Here is a 17,433-nt window from a genome sequence, read left to right as displayed (position 1 = left end):
TTTCCGGCTTCGGTCAGCAGTAGCGCTTGTGGATCAACCTCGCACTGGGACCCCCATTCGAGTATCACGGTCACAGTCGAAGCGGTGATTGGAGCGTTTCCGCCACGTACGAGCTTCACGTCGTGCACACCGTTCGTCTGAGGCTCCTTGTTACGCGCGCAGCGGCGTGTCTTCTTTGCTGGTGGAGCTTGCGTGTCGTCGCTGGTGCGTGCGTGCGTGCATCAGCGGTGCGTGCATCGGAATCTAGGTGCGCTTACCGGCCGTGCGCCGACCGCTGGGACGCGTTGGTCCGCGGCGTGACCCGCCGATACTCACTCGATAAATTTCCGAGTCTTCTCGTCCCACTCAGTCACTCCGGACTCCCGAAGGAAGACCTCGCGTGCCGAATCCTCGCGCTCGGCGAGGCCACCGAAGTGGTCCGGGTCGTGGATGAGTGCCGGATATCCCCACAGTGCGCGAACAAATGGGCCCTTCCCGTCCATCACTGAGAATTCCCATCCTGAAGGTAATTCACCATCCACGACCACGAACAGCTCTATCGGATACCACTTGGGCCATCCGTGCATGCTCACCACCATGACGTTTAGACCGCTGTTCCACAGCCCCATCGCCCGGACGGTGTACTCGACGCCGACGATCACCGAAAACTGGTTCCCCGGTTGATACCCGAAGTTTCGAAGTATTTCCTCCGGAAGGTCACTGCCGCACGACCCTACGCAGAGAACTCTCATTGCTCTCCTCTCTAGCCTAAGGCCATGTCTCATGTGGATGACTTGGCGAGTCTCTTGAAGTAGGTCAATGTCGCAGCGAGGGTGAGGAAGCCGAGATAACGCGTGGCCTTGCGGTCGTAGCGGATGTTGAGGCGGTGGTAGCCGGTCAGCTACGATATCGTGCGCTCGATGACCCACCGGTGGCGGCCGAGGCGGTCGGAGGGCTCGATGCCTTTGCAGGCGATCCGGACGCCGATCCCGCGATCCTGTACCCATTCGCGCAGGTTGGCAGCATCGTAGGCTTTGTCGGCGTGCAGCCTGTCGGGTTTGCGCTGGCGTGGACCGCGCCGGGATCGGGTCGCGGGGATGGCTTTCCCCAGTGGCCCCGGCGCTTGTGCGTCATTGGTGTTAGCAGCCGAAATACCCACGGACAGAGGGATTCCCGTGCGGTCGGACAGGAGGTGGATCTTCGAGCCGGATTTGCCTCGGTCGACCGGGCTCGGCCCGGTCTGAGGTCCCCTTTTTTTTGCTCGCACCGACGCCGCGTCGATTACCGCTCGCGACCAGTCGATCAAGCCTCTGCTGCCCAGCTCGTCGGGGACGGCGCGGTGTAATCGCCGCCAGAGACCGGCTTCGGTCCACGCGCTGAACCGGCGATGCGCGGTCGGCACGGTGACACCGAACGACGACGGCAACATCCGCCAGGCGCAGCCGCTGGTCAGCACGAACACCACCGCGGTGAACACTGCGCGCTCGTCGGTCGGCGCGGTCCCGCCACCCAGCGGACGCGGGGTGAACTCCGGTAGCAACGGCTAGGCCAAGGCCCACAACTCGTCCGGGACAAGGCGTTCGACAACTCATCGACTACAAGTCGAACATCATGCAGCACAACCGGACCCGACGCAGCAGAACCGAATCACAATCACGTAAGACATGGTCTAAGAGATGGCGATAGGGCTGAGGTAGCCGCGATCAGCAGTCGGTCAGCGGTGCACGCCAACTGCTGTATCCCAACCGGTCGCGGTCCGGCTGCGCTAGAGCGCATGTCCGCCGCATAGTGCCGCCTGGTCCGCGTCTTCAACCGGCGTTGGCAGGGCTGTTGTGGTACGCCGCGAGCAGCCACTTCTCGCCACGCTTCTCCAGCACCCATGTCGCGTTGGCGACCCGGTCGGCGGGCACCTCGGTCTCGCCAGGGAACAGGACGCCGGTCTCGCTGACGACGACAGCGGCATCGTTGCCCAGGAATCGGATGCTCTGGATCGTGTTCTTGGTCGTCGACCCCTTCAAGAACGACGCGAACCCGGCGGCCATGCTCTGGCGGACTTCTTCCTTGGATCGCCGGTAGGAACCTGGCAAAATCGCGGTGGCGTCTTCGGTGTACTCGGCGACGAAAGCATCGGCGTCGTGAACGTCCCACGCCTGGTAGATGCCCCCCAAGATGGTTCGGATAGCAGCTTCGTCCTGCAATCGGGTGTCGGTCATCGCCTGTCTCCTTGTTCTTGTCCGGCCCGCCGATCGGGCCTTCACCCACCCGACGTAGAACCTCGGCCCACATCGACAGCTCCGCCGAAGTTTTGTGGAGCCAGACGCACTCTCGAGGCCCGCAGATTGGGAATCGGGTCATCTGGGACGGCGGGTTCCGGTCGATCAGCACCGAGATCTGGCACAACGGCAAAACCGGTGCATCCGTCCATCGATAGGCGCGTACATGCATCTTCATGGCGGTCAAAGATCAACTGGCTGAGATCATCTGGGGCACGCCCGCGCCGAGATCTGTCGATCCGTGATGTATTCCCCTTTGGGGATCCGCAGTGCAGGCTGCACGGGCGGGCGGCTGGGATCGGCGCTAGCGGTGATGAGCGGCCGCCAGTGGAGCGCGATTGCTGGCGGCTGGCGGGACGTGGACCACGTCGGGCGGGGTGCGATCGTAGGCTGCGTGTGTGTCAGCTCCCTGAGTGTTGTTATCAATCCTTCTTGAACAGATCTGTGGTGCAGACCTCGCTGTCCTGTCGTGCTCGTCGCGGGGTTCGCGATGGCGGCCAGGATAGGGTGGTGCAGCGAATGTTGGCATCTCATAGCGATATTCAACGATTGTAGGGTCGATTCTCATGGGGTGCGTCAGCCCGATTCGGGCAAAACGGCAGAAACATGCACCGGATGCCACAGGGCTTGCTAAGTTAATATTCATTCTTAGGCAGATGGTGTGGTCTTCTTGGTTCTGGCCGCGTCGTCACAGTGCCGCCGGGCTCAGCAAGGAGTAGCGAAGACATGGATGGACTCAACAGGCGTAATGCGTTGAAGGCCGGTGGGATTCTGGGCACGCTCGGTGCCCTGGCCGCAGTGTCGCCCGCACGGGCGCAGCCGTGGACATGGTCACCGCAGGGGTCGGTGGCCGGAACCGGGTCAGGTGCGGACCCGATGACCGTGTGGGACCCCGAGGTCGACGAGCTGATGGCCGGACTGATCGATAGGGGCGAAGTCCCCAGGGTCAACGAGTCGTTACGGACCTGGACCAGGAACGGTCAGCCCTTACCGGTCGGTCTGCCACCGGAGTTGCGGGACTTCATGGAGTACGCGCGTCAGCTTCCGACCTGGACCGATCAGGGCAAGCTCGGCACCGCGATCGGATTCAACAAGAAGCGCGGACTGTATCTAGGTGTGCTGTACGGTCTGGCCAGCGGCATGATGAGCACGGTCATCCCCAAAGAGGCGCGTGCGGTCTACTACTCGAAGGGGGGTCATGACCTGAAGGACCGTATTTCCAAAACCGCCAAGCTCGGCTACGACATCGGGACCGCGAATGCCTATGCCCCCGATGGTGAAATGATCGTGACCTGCGTCAAAACCCGGCTGGTGCATGCCGCGGTGCGTCACCTGCTGCCGCAGTCCCCACATTGGGTGCGTTCCGCCGAAGAGGACATTCCGATCAGTCAGAACGACATGATGGTCACCTGGCACAGTCTGCCCACAACCGTCATGAAGCACCTGACCGAGTGGAAGGTGCCGATGCCCGCCGACGAGTCGGAGGCATTCCTGCACTCGTGGCAGGTGTGTGCCCACATGCTCGGGATCCGCGACGAGTACATACCGAACTCGTGGCCCGAGGCGAACTCCCAGGCCGCACAGGTTCTGGACCCCATACTGGCACCGACCCCCGAGGGCGCCAAGCTGGCCGACCGACTGCTGCGACTGGGTGTGAATCTCGACCTCGCCGTTCTCAGCAAGCCAGTCCTCGGCGCATTCACCCGGTTCCTGCTCGGTGACAAGATCGCTGACGGGCTGGCCATCCCGAGGGAGCCGGTCTGGACCCCGCTGCTCAATGTGAGCTGGGGACCATTTATCGCCGTTCGCGAAGGGCTGCTCCCCATCGTCCCGCTGGCGCCGGATGCCTATTGGCTCTTCGACGAGTTCCTCCGCCAAGCGGCGCTGATCTACCTGGCTGAACTACGGCTGCCGATCAGCATCGAAATCCCGATGATGAACCGGGACATGAACCTACCGCCACGCTGACCCACACCGCCCGAGACGGGATCGTCGGCTCGTGGCCGGGCACCGCGCCTACGGCTGCGAGTCGCTACAGAGCTTGAAACGAAAACCCTTCTCGCTCAGATGCTCTTGTAGTGGCCTGCCGCGTGGTGGCCACTTTCGGGAGGAAACCATGACCAGACTTGCTCTCTTCGCTGCGGCAGTCGCTGCTGCCGCAGCAGTTCTCACGGCTTGCGGTGGCGAGGACGCCACCGGTTCCGGCTCCTCGGCATCGAGCACCGTCGCCACACGGGTGCCGACCTCAGCACCCGCCGCCGTGAGTACCGAGTCAGCTCCTCCAGCGGCACCTGAGCCCCCAGTTGCGGCACCCGAGCCCTCAGTCGCGGCACCTGTGCCTCCGGTAGCACCACCCGCGCCTCCGGTCGTAACACCTGCGCCTCCGGTCGCGGCACCGGTGACCGATCCCTGCGCTGTGGTGACCCGCGAGTACCTGATAACCACTCTGAGAATGACGGGTGGCCCTCGTTTTCCCCTGGCCGATCTCGAACAGCCAAGGTGCAGTGGCGACTACGCCACCGCGCGCAGCGTGCCGGACGGTGAAACCCAGCCGAGCATGTACCTGTTTCACTATGTCGAGCAAGACGGGCAGTTGCACTGGCGTGTGATCGACTTGGGTTCCGCTCTCGATTGCGTGAACCGCAACGGCGTACCGGCGCAAGTAGCCCGTCAAATCGGCTGCGGCGCATAGACACCGGACCCACCGTCCTCGGCAGGGCCGGTCGAAGGTCCACGCACGCAAGCCCATCAGACCGGCGACGACGTCGTCTCGGCATGTCCCGGTCGGTGCGGCCCGGTCGGGCCGCGCCGAGGTCTAGACGACCTTGGCGGCGATCAACAGGTTCCAGATTTCGCCCTGGTCGATGACCTCGACGCCGAGCTTCTCCGCCTTGGTCAGCTTGCTCTCACCGACCCCCGCACCGGTGATGAGCAGGTCGGTGTTCGCCGAGACCGAGGACGCCGCCGTCGCGCCCGCCTTCTCGCATAGGCGTTGGAAGGTGGGGCGAGCGACCTTCTCGCCGGAGCGTGGGTCGCTGATCGCGCCGGTGATCACCACCGACTTGCCTGCCAGGGGAGCGCCGGCCGCGATGACCGGGGGGAGGTCCTCCTCGCGCACGTCAAGACTGACGCCCGCCTCGCGCAGCCGCGCCAGTTCCGGACGTAGCCGAGTGAGGTGTGTGACCAGGGAGGCAGCGACTTTCGGTCCGATATCCTCCACCGCAACGAGCCGTTGCTCGCCCGCGTCGGCGACGTCCTCCAGCGAGCCGAATCCCGCTCGGGCCAGGCGAGCGGCGGTGCCGTCGGAGGCCATCGGAATCGCAAGGCCGATCAGCGCGCGGCGCAGGCCGACTTGTCGGCTGGCATCGATCGAGTCGATCATGCGCGCGGCGGAGACCTCGCCGATCCGGTCGAACTCGAGCAGGCGCTCTTTTGTGAGCGTGTAGAAGTCCGACGGGCTCTCGAGGATGCCCGCCTCGGCCAGGCGTTCGATCCACACCTGCCCGATGGCGTCGATGTCCGCCGCCGCGCGCGACGCCCAATGGATCAGCCTGCGCACCGTCTGCGCGGGGCAGGAGACGTTGGTGCAGAACAGCTCCCGGCTGTTGCCTTGTTCGGTGACCGGCTGCTCGCACGAGGGGCAGACGGTGGGCGGCACGATCTCGCGTTCTTCGCCCGTGCGTTTGGAGGCGTCGAGAACGCCCGCTACGAACGGGATCACGTCACCCGCACGGCGCACCAGCACGGTGTCACCGATCTTGATGTCGCGGGCGAGGATCACCTCTTGGTTGGCCAGCGTCGCCTTCGTGACCGTCGTGCCGCCAACGAACACCGGCTCCAGCCACGCGACCGGGACGATCTTGCCTGTCTTGCCGACGTCCCAGATCACCTCGGCCAGCAACGTGGTCTTCTCCTCGGCGGCGAATTTGAACGCCAGCGCGCCACGCGGGGAGTTCGACCGAGTCCCGGCCGCGGCGTAGGCATCGCGGTCGGCCAGCCGTAGCACCGCGCCGTCGAGGTCGTAGTCCAGCTCGTTGCGACCTTGCTCGATCGCGGTGATCGCCGCCTGCGCCTGCTCGGCGTCGGCGCAAAGCCGCATCTGCGCACCCGCGACCCCCAGGGTGCGCAGGGCCTCCCCGAGATCGACCGCAGCGCCGTCGGCAGCGGTATCCAAGTCGAAGCCGAAGAACTGCAGGCGGCGCTCGGAGACCGTGGCCGGGTCCTTCGCCCGCAGCGTGCCCGCCGCGGCATTGCGCGGATTGATCAGCGGCTTGTCCGGATGCGCCGCGTTGTAGGCGATGAAGGTCGAACGCAACATCACTGCCTCGCCACGCACCTCGACCCGCCCAGGGACGTCGATCCGCTCGGGGACGCCGTCGACCAATGCGCGGACCAGCATGGTCACGTCGTCACCGGTGGTGCCGTCACCTCGGGTCACGGCACGCACCAGCCGACCGTCTTCGAAGACCAGGGCAAGGGACAAGCCGTCGAGCTTCGGCATCACAACCACCGACTGGCCGGGGAAGCGGTCGAAGAACGCCGCGACCTGCTCGGGCTTGGTCGCCTTTTCGAGTGACAGCATTGGACGCGAGTGCCGGATCGGGGCGTGCAGCACTGCGGGCGCGCCGACCTGCTCCAGCGGATTCGGGTCGGGCGTGAGGTCTGGGTGCGCCTCGATCAGGCCACGTAGCTCATCCTCGATCGCGTCGTACTCGGCGTCCGCGACCAGCGGCGAGCCTTGATAGTAGGCGTCGCGCAGCGCCACGATGCGGTCCGCGAGCTCTTGGATATGTTCCCCAGTTTCCACGCACCTGACGGTACCGATACCCACCGACAACCCTCGCGGAACGACGTGTGTGGCGGCCTCGGCATAGACGAGTTCGGCTACTTCGGGACCTACCGCAGCGTTGATACATCTTGTTCTGAATACAGAAATCTATGTATTATTCATAGGTGGACACCTTGATGCACAGCGATGCGCTGTCGCGCTTCGGATATGCGCTGTCGGACTCGACCCGCACGCAGATCCTGCTCAGCCTGCGCAGCACGCCCGGCTATCCCTCGGAGTTGGCCGACAAGATCGGGGTGTCACGACAAATCCTGTCCAATCACCTGGCCTGCCTGCGCGGCTGCGGTCTGGTAGTAGCAGTCCCCGAGGGCCGCCGCAGCCGTTACGAATTGGCCGACCCGCGGATCGGCCGAGCTCTGGACGACTTGGTCGGGCTGGTGTTGGCGGTCGACCCGGCCTGCTGTCCGGCCGCCGAGACCGAGGAGTGCTGCTGATGGCGGATCTGAGGACGCCGGTGGTCACGCTGGGTCCGAGCCCGGACCGAAAGGCGGTGCTATCGCGCCGGATCCGCTGGTTGGTGGCGGCGACGATCAGCTACAACGTGATCGAGGCGATCATCGCGCTGACCGAAGGCGCCCGGGTGTCCTCGACCGCGCTGATCGGATTCGGTTTGGACTCCGTGATCGAGGTATCTTCCGCCGCGGCGGTGGCCTGGCAGTTCGCCGGTCGCGATACCGAAGCCCGGGAGAAGGTCGCGCTGCGGGTCATCGCGTTCTCGTTCTTCGCCCTCGCCGCCTACGTCACCGTTGATGCGATCAGGTCACTGCTCGGGATCGGTGAAGTGCAGCATTCGCCGATCGGGATCGGTTTGGCCGCCGTCAGTTCGGCGGTAATGCCGGTGCTGTCATGGACGCAGCGTCGCACCGGGCGTGAATTGGGTTCGGCATCGGCGGTCGCGGACTCGAAGCAAACCTTGCTGTGCACCTACCTGTCGGCGGTGCTGCTGGTCGGGTTGCTGCTCAACAGCCTGTTCGGCCTGTCCTGGGCCGACCCGATCGCCGCGCTGGTAATCGCGGTGATCGCGGTAAAAGAAGGCATCAACGCGTGGAAGGGCGAAACATGCTGCCCCACTGCGCCGTTCGGCGACACCATCCGGCAACCAATCTCCATCGATGCCTGCGACTGCTGCGACCAACCCTGAACCGGTCACAGTGCAACCGTCTGATTTTCAGATACGTGGCTTTCCGGTCCGACCTGGTCGAGGCGCTGTACACGCGAGTCTTCGATGCTCGTGGGCGACGCTGCCGCGATAGCGGATTCGTTGAAACTCCAGCATATTTCAGGGGCCGTGGCCGCGCATGGCCGAGCACCTACCTACCCCTTCAGTCCATTCAGAGCTTGCCGGGTTTGGTTCTTGGCGATCACGTCGAGCTCGTCCCGGTTCACCGGGGGTTCGCCTTTTGCGCGCAGGACGGCGACTTCTACTCGCACCGAGATGTTGCTGTCTTGTACGGCGACGATGTAGGTCATTCCGTTGCCGGTGTCGGTGGTTGAGGTATGCCAGTAGCCTTGGGCGCCGATTCCGACGACTTCGCCGGAGGCCTGCCGCGCGCTGGTGGCGGCGGTGTCGGTCTGTTTCCAACGGTCATAGGCGGGGGCGGCATCGGCGCCGGTCAACTGTGCCTGGAGGCCGATTCCGGCTTCGTCGACGGCGGCGTCGTCGACGATGGTCGAGGGGCTGGTGTAGCGGATGGCGCAGTACAGGTTGCCGCCGTCGGAGGTATTCGGCGGGAATTCCTGATGCCGGGGGTCTTCTCTCGGCGTGGACGACCATCTGTGCAACGGCCTGGGATCGACAAGGTCGCAGGCGTTGGTGATGGCGTTCATCGAATAGATCCCCGGCGCGGCTTCCCTGCGTGACGTCGTCGCGGCCTTGGAAGGGGCCGGGGCGCTGGATGAGGCCGGGCCCACAGCGGAATTGCCCCCACCGTCGCCGCCGAGGGCGATGCCGATCGCCACACCGATACCCAGCACCACCACCACACCGATAACACCGGCGATGATCAGACCTGTTCTGCTGCCACCGGTCGACGGCGGTGGCGGCCCGTACCCGTGACCAGGTCGGCTGTACCCGATAACAGGCTGACCGGGAGCAAACGCGGGCGCGGGCGTGTAGCTGCCCGAGTCGGGGTCACCCCAGCCGCCCACCGGCGAATTGTGTTGCCGCGCACCGGGATCGGCGCTGCCCGGCGGCGGCTGATCGTCAGGTCCGCGCTGGGAGTAGGTCATCCCGTAGCCCTCCGGTAATGCAACGGGTTCCCCCGTCGACCATCAACTCCGAACCGATCGTATTCCTGCCGATGCCGCGCAGTCATCCGCACCGGCCTGCTCGAGTCGATGGCTGCTACTTCTCCCTCAAACCGTCCAGTGCCCTGCGGACTTGGGGCCTGGCGATCGAATCGAGTTCGTCCCGGCCGACCGCAGGAGACCCCTTCTCACGCGTAAGTGCGATCTTTACCCGGACCGAGACATTGCCGTCCTGCACACACACGACGTAGGCCATTTCCGCGACGAGGTTGCCGGTCACTTCGAAATGCCAATAGCCCTGGCCGCCGATTCCGGTGACCTCGCCGGAGACCGACCCAGGTTCGGCGGTGACGGTGTCGGAGTGTTTCCAGTGGTCGTAGAAGGGCGGAGCCGTCCCGTCGGTGAACTCGGCCTCGACGCTCAGTCGGGCTCTGTTCATGGGGAATTCGTCGCCGGTCGAACTTGTATAGCCGACATCGCATTTCAGGCCGCCGCTGTCATAGGCGGACGGCGGGGTTTCCTGGTGGTTGGGAGCGTCTCTGGGCGTGGCCGACCACTTGGTCAACGGTGTGGGGTCGACCAGATCGCACGCATTGGTGATCCCGTTGATCGAATAGGTTCCCGGCCCCGCTCCCTGTCGGGCAGTGGAATCGCTGTCACCGTCGCCGCCGATGGAGATACCGATCGCCACACCGATACCCAGCACCACTACCAGCCCGACAACACCGGCGACGATCAGACCCGTTTTGCCGCTGCCGGTCGGGGGTGGCGGATACGGCGGCTGGTATCCGGGACCGATTCGGGGGTCCCGGGGCGAGTCGGCAGTCGGGCCCGCCACAGCGGGACCGAAGAACACGGGGTTTGCGCCTGGAGTGGGATTGCCCTGGCCGCCTGGCGGGTTGAATGGCGGCGGTACCGGTTCGGGGGTGCCCGGGTTGCGGTTGTCGGCGGGTTCGCGTTCGGAATCGGTCATGCGTATAGGCCCTCCGGTCTCGAACGGGCCGCCTCGCCGAACCGTCGACTCGGTCCCTGATCGTAGTAGCCGGATGTGATCGGGGCCTATTCCGCCAGACGCCGTCGCCCCGGCCAGGTCGCCCCACTTATCGGAACCGTGCGCTCCGCGTACGCGATCCAGGCGATCTGGATAGCCCTCGTCACCGCGCCGAGTCTGCTGCCGGTCATGATCTGGCCATGCCTGACATGGGCTTTTCGCGCGGCCGGTCGTACGACGTCTGGAACCTACTTGAAGCGGCGGCGCATGGTGAGGACGCCGGTGACCCATCCGACCGCGAACATCGTCAGCAGGATGAGCCACATCGGTGAGCGGATAGTGATCAGCAGGAATTCGATGGAGACTTTGCTGCGGTTCTCGGCGACGAAGACGATCGCCACGATTGTGACCGCGAGGGCAATCCATTGCGTTGGTGAGATGCGGGCCAGTATCGAACGATTCTCGGTGCTGTTCATGGCGAATCCCTTTGTGCTAGTTGGTATCGGATCGCTATTCGGCTGTGAGTATTGCCCGCAACCTGACGGTGTCGGCGGCGGTCCAATTCGGGGGTTGCAGGATCGCCGCCCAGGCGTCGGCGATATCGGCGTGGAAGGTGTGCCCGTGGCCGTCGGGAACATCCACCGAGACGGCCATGTCAGCGGAGACCTGCAGGAACGTCACGATCGGAAGCCACCGCGTGCTGGGGAGCACGTCGTACCCGCGTGGCTCGCGTAGCCAGTCGGGCTTTTCGAATAGCAGTCGCGGAGTCCACCAGGTGATCGGATCAGAAGGGTGTTGCAGGTACACCACCCTCGGCGCCTGCCAGGGCGCGGCGGGTCGGTCGAGATCGGCTGGGCGGGCGACGAAGTGGGCTGTCTGCCCGTTGTGGTAGATCGGCAGCCACTCGGGTGTGCCCTGGTCTCGTCGGGCAGTGGTGTCGCGCCACACCACGTTGCTGTTGGTCGGTCCGACGAACAACACACCGTCGGTGCGGACCGCCATATCCTGCACCCCGGAGAACGCCGCTTCCCCGCCGAAGGATCCGAGGCTCTCGCCGAACACCACCAGCTTCGGACGATGCTCGGGCGGCAGCGTCTGCCATTTCGCGTACACCGCGTCGAAAAGTGCCTGTCCGGCGTGCTTGGCGCGTTCCTTGTCGACCACAAACGATATCCAGCTGGGCAGATAGGAGTACTGCATGCTCACCAGCGCACTGTCGCCGTTGTGGAGGTATTCCAATGCCGCGGCGGTGTTCTCGTTGATCCAGCCGGTGCCCGTGGTGGTCGCTACTCCGAGGACCGCTCGATCGAAGCCGCCGGCACGCTCGAGTTCGGCGACACCCAGATCCGCTTCTTCCTCGGGGGTGTCAGCGGACGCGAGCCCGGTGTAGGTGCGAATCGGTTGGCGCGCGGGTCGCTGATTGAACGTCGCGAGCCCTTCGGTGGTGGGCCCACCCGCCACGAAGATGCGACCTTGACGTCCCAGGGAGTCCCAGCTCACCAGTGATCCGGGCCCGCCAGAGCGCTCGCGAACGGTGGGGGCAACCGTGTCGGCGGAGGTCTCCTGATTGATGGCTTTGAAGGTGTCGTTCAACAGCGACATGATCGCGGAAGCCGCCACACCATTGAGCACCGTCACGATGACGGCGGCGATCAGCACGCCGCTCGCGACGGCGGCGACACGGGCGGGCACCACCCGATTCAGCTGGCGTCCAACCCACCGCCAGAGGCTGACCAGCATCCGCGCGAGCGCGATCGACACCACGAAAACGACGGCGGCTATCAAGAACATGAGCGGATACGCGGACAGCGATAGCCCGGCTACCCCCATCAGGTTGCGCAACTGGTCCTGCCAGTTCGCGAACCACCGGAGAACTGCGATAGTCCCGGCCACCGCGACTACTGCCAGCGCCCACCAATGCCACGATCTCGCTCGAGGCTCGGCGTGGCGGCGGACGACCCACCGCGCGATCGCGGCGGCGAGTACGCCGAGGCCGTATCCCATGGCGGCGGCCGCGCCGGTGACAACCCCCTGAAACAGCGGCCCCCGCGGTAGCAGTGACGGGGTCAGTGACAGCCATGTCAGCACAAGCGCGATCAGCAAGCCCGCGTAGCTGTACCCTTCCCGGCGCGGACGTAGCTGTCGGCTCGGGTCGGGTGCGGTGGACTGCGGAGATTCAGAATCGGCGTTGGGGGTGTGAGTCGAGTTCATCGGGGTCCTCGAGGATTTGCCGGGTCCGGATGATTGCCTTCTGATTGGTTGAATTGCCGTCGAGTATCCGGTCGGAGTGCAATCAATTCTTTTGTGCGCCAATATTTCTGAATCGACAACTCGATGTCCGTTGTCGCGTCGCGCAGATCTTGTCGCCTACTATACGACCCAAGTATGACGCGAGTCACAAGGTAAGACGCGTATTTGCGTTGGGCTGAAGTTTCGGATTCATCGCGGAGTGCGGCACAGATCGGTTCACCGGCCTGACCGTGCAGAAATAGATGTTCGAGCGTTGTGCCTATTACATCCGCGCTCAGCCGGTATCGTCGGCATCGAGCGAGAACCGAACACCCTCGTGTAGGTCGACATGCTGCATGCGGGTGTTCACGCGCGGCCCCGACAATTGATTGATCGGTAGGTCCCTGCAATGCGCGCATTCCGATGTCCGGTATGTCAGCAGTTTGCGTTCTTCGAGGCACAGGCGTGTAGTGGTTGCGGCGCTGCGATCGGCTTCCATATTCCGACTCGGACTCTGATGCAGGCCCCGGCCGAGGGCGTCGTCATCGACTCGACCCGGTGGCTGCGCTGTTCCTCGTGGAGTTGGGGATGCAATTGGCTGGTCGCCGAGAATTCCGGCAGCGCACAGTGTTTCGCTGGGCGTCTGATCAGGCATAGACCGGAGGCGGACGACACTATTGCGCTAGAGAAGTTGGCGCGGACGGGAAACGCCCTACGCCGCTTGCTGTTCCAGCTGCTCGACCTGGGGCTCCCGATAGAGCCTTACTACGAGAAGGACGGCGGTCTGGCATTCGACCTGCTGTCCAGCTTTTCGAGCAAAGAAACCGTCACCATCGGACATGCGAACGGCGTCGTCACCATCGATCTCGCGGAAATCCTCGACGCGCATCGCGAATCGGTGCGAGTACGCCTCGGTGAGGCGTATCGGACGATGCTCGGGCACCTTCGCCACGAGGTCGGCCACTACTATCAGTCGATTCTTGTCGAGAACGGTCCGGCGATCGATGAATGTCGTGAACTGTTCGGTGACGAGCGTGCCGACTATCGCGAGTCGATCGACCGTCATTACAAGTTCGGTGCGCCCGCAGACTGGCAGGCCGCCTACATATCCGAATACGCGACGATGCATCCCTGGGAAGACTTCGCGGAGACCTTCGCCCATTACCTGCACATCACCGATACGTTGGCGACCGCGGCCGCGTCCGGCGTTGTGCTGCACGGTGACCGCATCGATGGGTACACACAGGAAGACGTCGCCCCTCGGCATTCCTACGCCGACTCCGATATCTCGACGATCCTGTCCGACTGGCATTGGTTGTCATTGATGCTCAACCGAGTCACCAGGGCGATGGGCAAAGCCGACCTGTATCCGTTCACGATCCCCGAACCCGTCACGGTCAAGCTCGGATTCGTCCATGCCGTCGTGCGGTCCGCCGCCGCCAAGTCGGTCGGGTCGATCTGAGGAGCTGTTTACGCGCCTTCAACGCCGGCACCTCCTCGCCCGACCCGTTCGACGCGGGGCGGACGTGCCAGCGCCTTCCGTGGATACGTGATCAGGCTCACGTTTCGGTATCGACCTCCGTATGAAGGGCTGCTGACCAGCAAATTCAGGGGAGCTCGCGGTGGATCGGCAGGAAAATCGAATGATTTATGTCGGTGCCGACCGGAATACTTGCGCACGTCCGATGAGTTCGAGCAGCTGATTCCGTCTCAACCACTGTGGTGCTGGGATGCGATGCGGTAACTCGGCAATGGGCCACATGTTTTCCTGTCGACGACCCATGCTCCGGAGGTACCCGATGTCTGCCGAACGAACCGCTCCCGCCTCGGGAGGTGGGACACCGACCGTCATTCGGGTGCTGGTGCTCGCGACCTTCGTGGTGATCCTGAACGAGACCATCATGATCAACGCGATCCCGCGTCTGATGGAAGACCTCGAGGTCACCGAGCGGGCGGCGCAGTGGGTCTCCACCGCGTTCATGCTCACGATGGCGGCCATCATCCCGACCACCGGCTGGTTCCTGCAACGAGTGAGCACTCGGCAGGCGTATGCCGTGGCGATGGGTGTCTTCCTGGCCGGCACCGCGCTCTCGGCTGTCGCGCCGTCGTTCGCGGTGCTGCTGCTCGGGCGGATCATCCAGGCAGGCGGTACCGCGGTGATGATGCCACTGTTGATGACCACGCTGATGACCGTCGTGCACGAGCATGATCGCGGCCGGGTGATGGGGAATGTCACCCTTGCCATTTCCGTGGCCCCTGCGATGGGCCCGGTGATTTCCGGGTTGGTGCTCCAGGTCGGTTCGTGGCGTTGGCTTTTCGTGCTGGTGCTGCCGATTGCGGCGGTCGTCACCTGGCTCGGCCTTCGCAAGCTGGAGAACATCGGCGAATCGCAGGCCGGGGCAATCGACTCGCCCAGTGTGGTGTTGGCCGCGCTCGGGTTCGGCGGACTGGTATTCGGGCTCAGCAAGTTCGAGAGCGGCAACCTCACCGGTCCGGCATTGATGGTGGCCGCGGGGGCAGCCCTCATCGCCGGGTTCGTGTTCCGGCAGCTGCGTTTGCAGCGCACCGGCACCCCGCTGCTGGATCTGCGAGTCTTGCTGTCCGGCACCTATACCAAGGCGCTGGTTTTGATGTCGATCGCGTTCATGGCGATGCTCGGGTCGATGATCCTGCTGCCGTTGTATCTGCAGAACCTGCGTAGCTTGAGCCCCCTGGCGACCGGTTTGCTCGTGATGCCGGGCGGGTTGGCGATGGGTCTGCTCGGGCCGACAATCGGGCGGCTGTTCGACCGCTTCGGCGGACGCTGGCTGGTGATTCCCGGATCTGTCGGGATCGCGGTGTCGCTGGCCGGATTCAGTCAGATCTCGATGACCATGCCGTACTGGCAGCTGATCGCTCTGCACATTTTGCTGATGGCGTCGCTGGCCGCGACCTTCACCCCGGTCTTCACCCTCGGCCTCGGCGCGCTTCCGCAACACCTGTACTCGCATGGCAGCTCCATGCTCGGCACCCTGCAGCAGGTCTCCGCGGCCTTCGGTACCGCCATGGTGGTTACGGTGATGTCGGCCCGCAGCACCGCGCTTCTCGACAACGGCACCGACCCTGTCACCGCGCACCTCGACGGCATGCGTCTGGCCTTCCTCGTCTCCGCCGCTTTGGCGCTGATCGTGATTGCCATGGCAGTGCTGCTGCCGGGCCGCGCCGCCGCCCCGGAAGCGGCCGACGAGTACGAGACTGCAACCCCCGACCTGGTCAAGGGCTGACCACGACTCGGAACGTCGAAACCCCCGTCCGAATGTGAGTACTGCCGACGGGCGGCATGAACAACGGACGGGGGCCGGTCTTCTGGAGCGAGCCGCGGACGAGCACGAGATGGTGCGCTTCGCCGTCGCATTCCATGACGCCGTCAGTTCTTGATTGCGGCGGAGCGCCGTCGGTGGACCATCAGTTTGTTGGTGCGTGCCGCGTCCGCTTCCAGGGCGTCTTTCCGGTTCGCGGTCACGGTGGTGACCGTTTCGGCCGGAAAGTCTTCGCGGGCAACGCCCGACGCCGTATTTTCGGTGAATTCGACGACCGCACTGGTGACGGCCCGGTGAACCGGCTCGTGCAGCAAATCGTGTCCTGCGTCGGTGAATTCACGCATTCGGGTATGTGGCCACCGGGCGGCCCATTCGCGGATCGGCCCGATCGGAGCCCGCCGGTCATCTACGCCGTGCAACACCAGGGTTGGCACGTTCGGTGCTGGGACCTCCAGTGTCGCAACATCGTTCGGTGTTCCGCTCAGCGCTACCGCGGAGATGCCGGATACGTCGGCCGAGTTCGACCGCATCGCGACCACCGCGGTGCCCGCGCCGAGCGAATGCCCGACCATGACCATCGGCAGGGCTGGGTGGGTGGCGCGGATGAGGGTGGTCAGCCGCAGCGCGTTCGCGGCGAGCTGCTCGATCGGCGCTATGGTCTCGGGCTCGCCTTCGCTGAGCCCATGGCCGATATGGTCGATGGCCCAGGTTTCGATGCCGTGACGACGGAGCACGCGGCCGAATCGGTGGTAGTCGGCACTGTGCTGGCCGAGACCGTGCAGCAGCACGACTATCGCTCGCGGCCGGGTGGTCGCCCACGAGCGATAGTGGACCTGTCCGCTGACACCTTCGAAGAATGGCACCCGGCAATTTTGACAGAACTAAGCTTAGGCTTACCTGTGTTTCTACCCACTGATGGGTACGGCAGGCTCCTAGGGAATCGGCGGGTCGTATCGGGGGCCGACGAGGGCTATGGCGGTGTCTACCGCGATGGCGGTGATTTCGGTGATATCGCGGCCTTCTTCGACGGTGGAGGCGATGAGTTCGCGGAAGCCGCCGTAGAGGATTGTTGCCATCTGCCGGGAAGGTGGGTGTAGCTCGGGAGCCTCGAATCCTGGTGTGGTGGTCAGGGTTTGGATGAGTGTGATGAAGGCTTCGGCGGCGTCGTGGTGCAGTTGGCGGGCGCTTTCGCCGAGCGCGGGGGTATCGCGGATCCAGGCGAGAGTGATGGTGGCGTCGGCTTGGGAGGCATGGATCCAGGCCTCGATGGCTTGGCGCACCTGGGTGCGCCAAGAGGCGTTCGGGTCGACCGCGTCGTAGATCTGCCGGATGGTTTCGTTGTTCCGCTCGGTCAGCAGGGCAATGAAGCAGTCCTGCTTGCTGGTGAAGTGTTCGTAGAAGGTGCGGCGGGAGGTGCGGGCGTTGCGGACCACGTCGGCCACGGTCGCATCCCGATAGCCGCGTGCGCGTACGGCCTCGGCCATCGCGTCGAGCAGCCGCCTGCGGAAACCGGATTCCGCGGGCGTGGTCTCGGTGGTGGTAGTCGGCTCGGCGCGTGTCACGAGA

General features: G+C 64.5%; 15 protein-coding genes and 1 pseudogene. 6 read left to right on the top strand and 10 right to left on the bottom strand.

The window, feature by feature from the left end; all coding sequences use genetic code 11:
• Positions 1-311 precede the first annotated feature (311 nt).
• The 3 genes and pseudogenes from ACLMAJ_RS22085 to ACLMAJ_RS22075 all read right to left on the bottom strand — a co-directional run bounded on the left by ACLMAJ_RS22085 (position 312) and on the right by ACLMAJ_RS22075 (position 2,192).
• Positions 312-764 carry a hypothetical protein gene (locus tag ACLMAJ_RS22085; protein WP_412015679.1) on the bottom strand — a complete coding sequence of 151 codons (453 nt, stop codon included), beginning with the start codon at positions 762-764 and terminating at the stop codon, positions 312-314.
• Positions 761-1,519 (bottom strand): annotated as a pseudogene (locus ACLMAJ_RS22080) (IS5 family transposase). Before ACLMAJ_RS22080 ends, ACLMAJ_RS22085 begins: the two are co-directional and overlap by 4 nt.
• Positions 1,520-1,787: 268 nt before the next feature.
• Positions 1,788-2,192: an SgcJ/EcaC family oxidoreductase gene (locus tag ACLMAJ_RS22075; protein ID WP_412015678.1), complete on the bottom strand. Its 405-nt coding sequence runs from the start codon at positions 2,190-2,192 to the stop codon at positions 1,788-1,790.
• Positions 2,193-2,978: 786 nt separating this feature from the next.
• On the opposite strand from ACLMAJ_RS22075, the gene ACLMAJ_RS22070 reads away from it, so the two are divergent.
• Positions 2,979-4,220, top strand: a complete 1,242-nt coding sequence (locus ACLMAJ_RS22070) for an oxygenase MpaB family protein (protein ID WP_412015677.1) — start codon at positions 2,979-2,981, stop codon at positions 4,218-4,220.
• A 430-nt stretch (positions 4,221-4,650) separates the two neighbouring features.
• Positions 4,651-4,944 carry a hypothetical protein gene (locus ACLMAJ_RS22065; protein ID WP_412015676.1) on the top strand — a complete coding sequence of 98 codons (294 nt, stop codon included), beginning with the start codon at positions 4,651-4,653 and terminating at the stop codon, positions 4,942-4,944.
• A 123-nt stretch (positions 4,945-5,067) separates the two neighbouring features.
• Here ACLMAJ_RS22065 and ligA read toward each other — a convergent pair whose 3' ends face one another.
• On the bottom strand, positions 5,068-7,059 hold the full coding sequence (gene ligA, locus ACLMAJ_RS22060; RefSeq protein WP_412015675.1) for an NAD-dependent DNA ligase LigA: 1,992 nt from the start codon (positions 7,057-7,059) through the stop codon (positions 5,068-5,070).
• Positions 7,060-7,217: 158 nt separating this feature from the next.
• On the opposite strand from ligA, the gene ACLMAJ_RS22055 reads away from it, so the two are divergent.
• Together ACLMAJ_RS22055 and ACLMAJ_RS22050 are read left to right on the top strand one after the other, a co-directional pair.
• Positions 7,218-7,535 carry an ArsR/SmtB family transcription factor gene (locus ACLMAJ_RS22055; RefSeq protein ID WP_412015695.1) on the top strand — a complete coding sequence of 106 codons (318 nt, stop codon included), beginning with the start codon at positions 7,218-7,220 and terminating at the stop codon, positions 7,533-7,535.
• Complete coding sequence (locus ACLMAJ_RS22050; RefSeq protein WP_412015674.1) at positions 7,535-8,242, top strand: cation efflux transmembrane domain-containing protein; 708 nt, start codon at positions 7,535-7,537, stop codon at positions 8,240-8,242. Before ACLMAJ_RS22055 ends, ACLMAJ_RS22050 begins: the two co-directional genes overlap by 1 nt.
• A 173-nt stretch (positions 8,243-8,415) precedes the next feature.
• On the opposite strand, the gene ACLMAJ_RS22045 is transcribed toward ACLMAJ_RS22050, so the two are convergent.
• The 4 genes from ACLMAJ_RS22045 to ACLMAJ_RS22030 all read right to left on the bottom strand — a co-directional run bounded on the left by ACLMAJ_RS22045 (position 8,416) and on the right by ACLMAJ_RS22030 (position 12,550).
• Positions 8,416-9,330 (bottom strand): hypothetical protein, encoded by a 915-nt coding sequence (locus ACLMAJ_RS22045; RefSeq protein ID WP_412015673.1) that lies wholly within the window; start codon positions 9,328-9,330, stop codon positions 8,416-8,418.
• A gap of 115 nt (positions 9,331-9,445) precedes the next feature.
• Positions 9,446-10,321, bottom strand: coding sequence for a hypothetical protein (locus ACLMAJ_RS22040; RefSeq protein ID WP_412015672.1), 876 nt, complete (start codon positions 10,319-10,321; stop codon positions 9,446-9,448).
• Between the two features lie 266 nt (positions 10,322-10,587).
• Positions 10,588-10,815, bottom strand: a complete 228-nt coding sequence (locus ACLMAJ_RS22035) for a hypothetical protein (RefSeq protein WP_412015671.1) — start codon at positions 10,813-10,815, stop codon at positions 10,588-10,590.
• Between the two features lie 34 nt (positions 10,816-10,849).
• Positions 10,850-12,550, bottom strand: coding sequence for an alpha/beta hydrolase (locus ACLMAJ_RS22030; protein WP_412015669.1), 1,701 nt, complete (start codon positions 12,548-12,550; stop codon positions 10,850-10,852).
• A 427-nt stretch (positions 12,551-12,977) separates the two neighbouring features.
• On the opposite strand from ACLMAJ_RS22030, the gene ACLMAJ_RS22025 reads away from it, so the two are divergent.
• On the top strand, positions 12,978-14,030 hold the full coding sequence (locus tag ACLMAJ_RS22025) for a zinc-binding metallopeptidase family protein (protein WP_412015668.1): 1,053 nt from the start codon (positions 12,978-12,980) through the stop codon (positions 14,028-14,030).
• Positions 14,031-14,367: 337 nt separating this feature from the next.
• Positions 14,368-15,831 (top strand): MDR family MFS transporter, encoded by a 1,464-nt coding sequence (locus ACLMAJ_RS22020; protein ID WP_412015667.1) that lies wholly within the window; start codon positions 14,368-14,370, stop codon positions 15,829-15,831.
• Between the two features lie 143 nt (positions 15,832-15,974).
• On the opposite strand, the gene ACLMAJ_RS22015 is transcribed toward ACLMAJ_RS22020, so the two are convergent.
• Entirely contained in the window at positions 15,975-16,730 is a 756-nt protein-coding gene (locus tag ACLMAJ_RS22015; protein WP_412015666.1) for an alpha/beta hydrolase, read from the bottom strand.
• Between the two features lie 69 nt (positions 16,731-16,799).
• Positions 16,800-17,429 (bottom strand): TetR/AcrR family transcriptional regulator, encoded by a 630-nt coding sequence (locus ACLMAJ_RS22010; protein WP_412015665.1) that lies wholly within the window; start codon positions 17,427-17,429, stop codon positions 16,800-16,802.
• Positions 17,430-17,433 lie beyond the last annotated feature (4 nt).

The organism is Nocardia arseniciresistens, from assembly GCF_046764875.1.
GTDB lineage: Bacteria > Actinomycetota > Actinomycetes > Mycobacteriales > Mycobacteriaceae > Nocardia > Nocardia arseniciresistens.
The sequence above is the reverse complement of the archived record's forward strand: the minus strand, read 5'-3'. Positions and strand labels throughout refer to the sequence as shown.

What these genes read in the sequence shown, in the direction of transcription:
- ACLMAJ_RS22085 (WP_412015679.1), bottom strand. Translation starts at nt 764, where the DNA reads ATGAGACATGGCCTTAGGCTAGAGAGGAGAGCAATGAGAGTTCTCTGC.
- ACLMAJ_RS22075 (WP_412015678.1), bottom strand. Translation starts at nt 2,192, where the DNA reads ATGACCGACACCCGATTGCAGGACGAAGCTGCTATCCGAACCATCTTG.
- ACLMAJ_RS22070 (WP_412015677.1), top strand. Translation starts at nt 2,979, where the DNA reads ATGGATGGACTCAACAGGCGTAATGCGTTGAAGGCCGGTGGGATTCTG.
- ACLMAJ_RS22055 (WP_412015695.1), top strand. Translation starts at nt 7,218, where the DNA reads ATGCACAGCGATGCGCTGTCGCGCTTCGGATATGCGCTGTCGGACTCG.
- ACLMAJ_RS22050 (WP_412015674.1), top strand. Translation starts at nt 7,535, where the DNA reads ATGGCGGATCTGAGGACGCCGGTGGTCACGCTGGGTCCGAGCCCGGAC.
- ACLMAJ_RS22045 (WP_412015673.1), bottom strand. Translation starts at nt 9,330, where the DNA reads ATGACCTACTCCCAGCGCGGACCTGACGATCAGCCGCCGCCGGGCAGC.
- ACLMAJ_RS22040 (WP_412015672.1), bottom strand. Translation starts at nt 10,321, where the DNA reads ATGACCGATTCCGAACGCGAACCCGCCGACAACCGCAACCCGGGCACC.
- ACLMAJ_RS22035 (WP_412015671.1), bottom strand. Translation starts at nt 10,815, where the DNA reads ATGAACAGCACCGAGAATCGTTCGATACTGGCCCGCATCTCACCAACG.
- ACLMAJ_RS22030 (WP_412015669.1), bottom strand. Translation starts at nt 12,550, where the DNA reads ATGAACTCGACTCACACCCCCAACGCCGATTCTGAATCTCCGCAGTCC.
- ACLMAJ_RS22025 (WP_412015668.1), top strand. Translation starts at nt 12,978, where the DNA reads ATGCGCGCATTCCGATGTCCGGTATGTCAGCAGTTTGCGTTCTTCGAG.
- ACLMAJ_RS22020 (WP_412015667.1), top strand. Translation starts at nt 14,368, where the DNA reads ATGTCTGCCGAACGAACCGCTCCCGCCTCGGGAGGTGGGACACCGACC.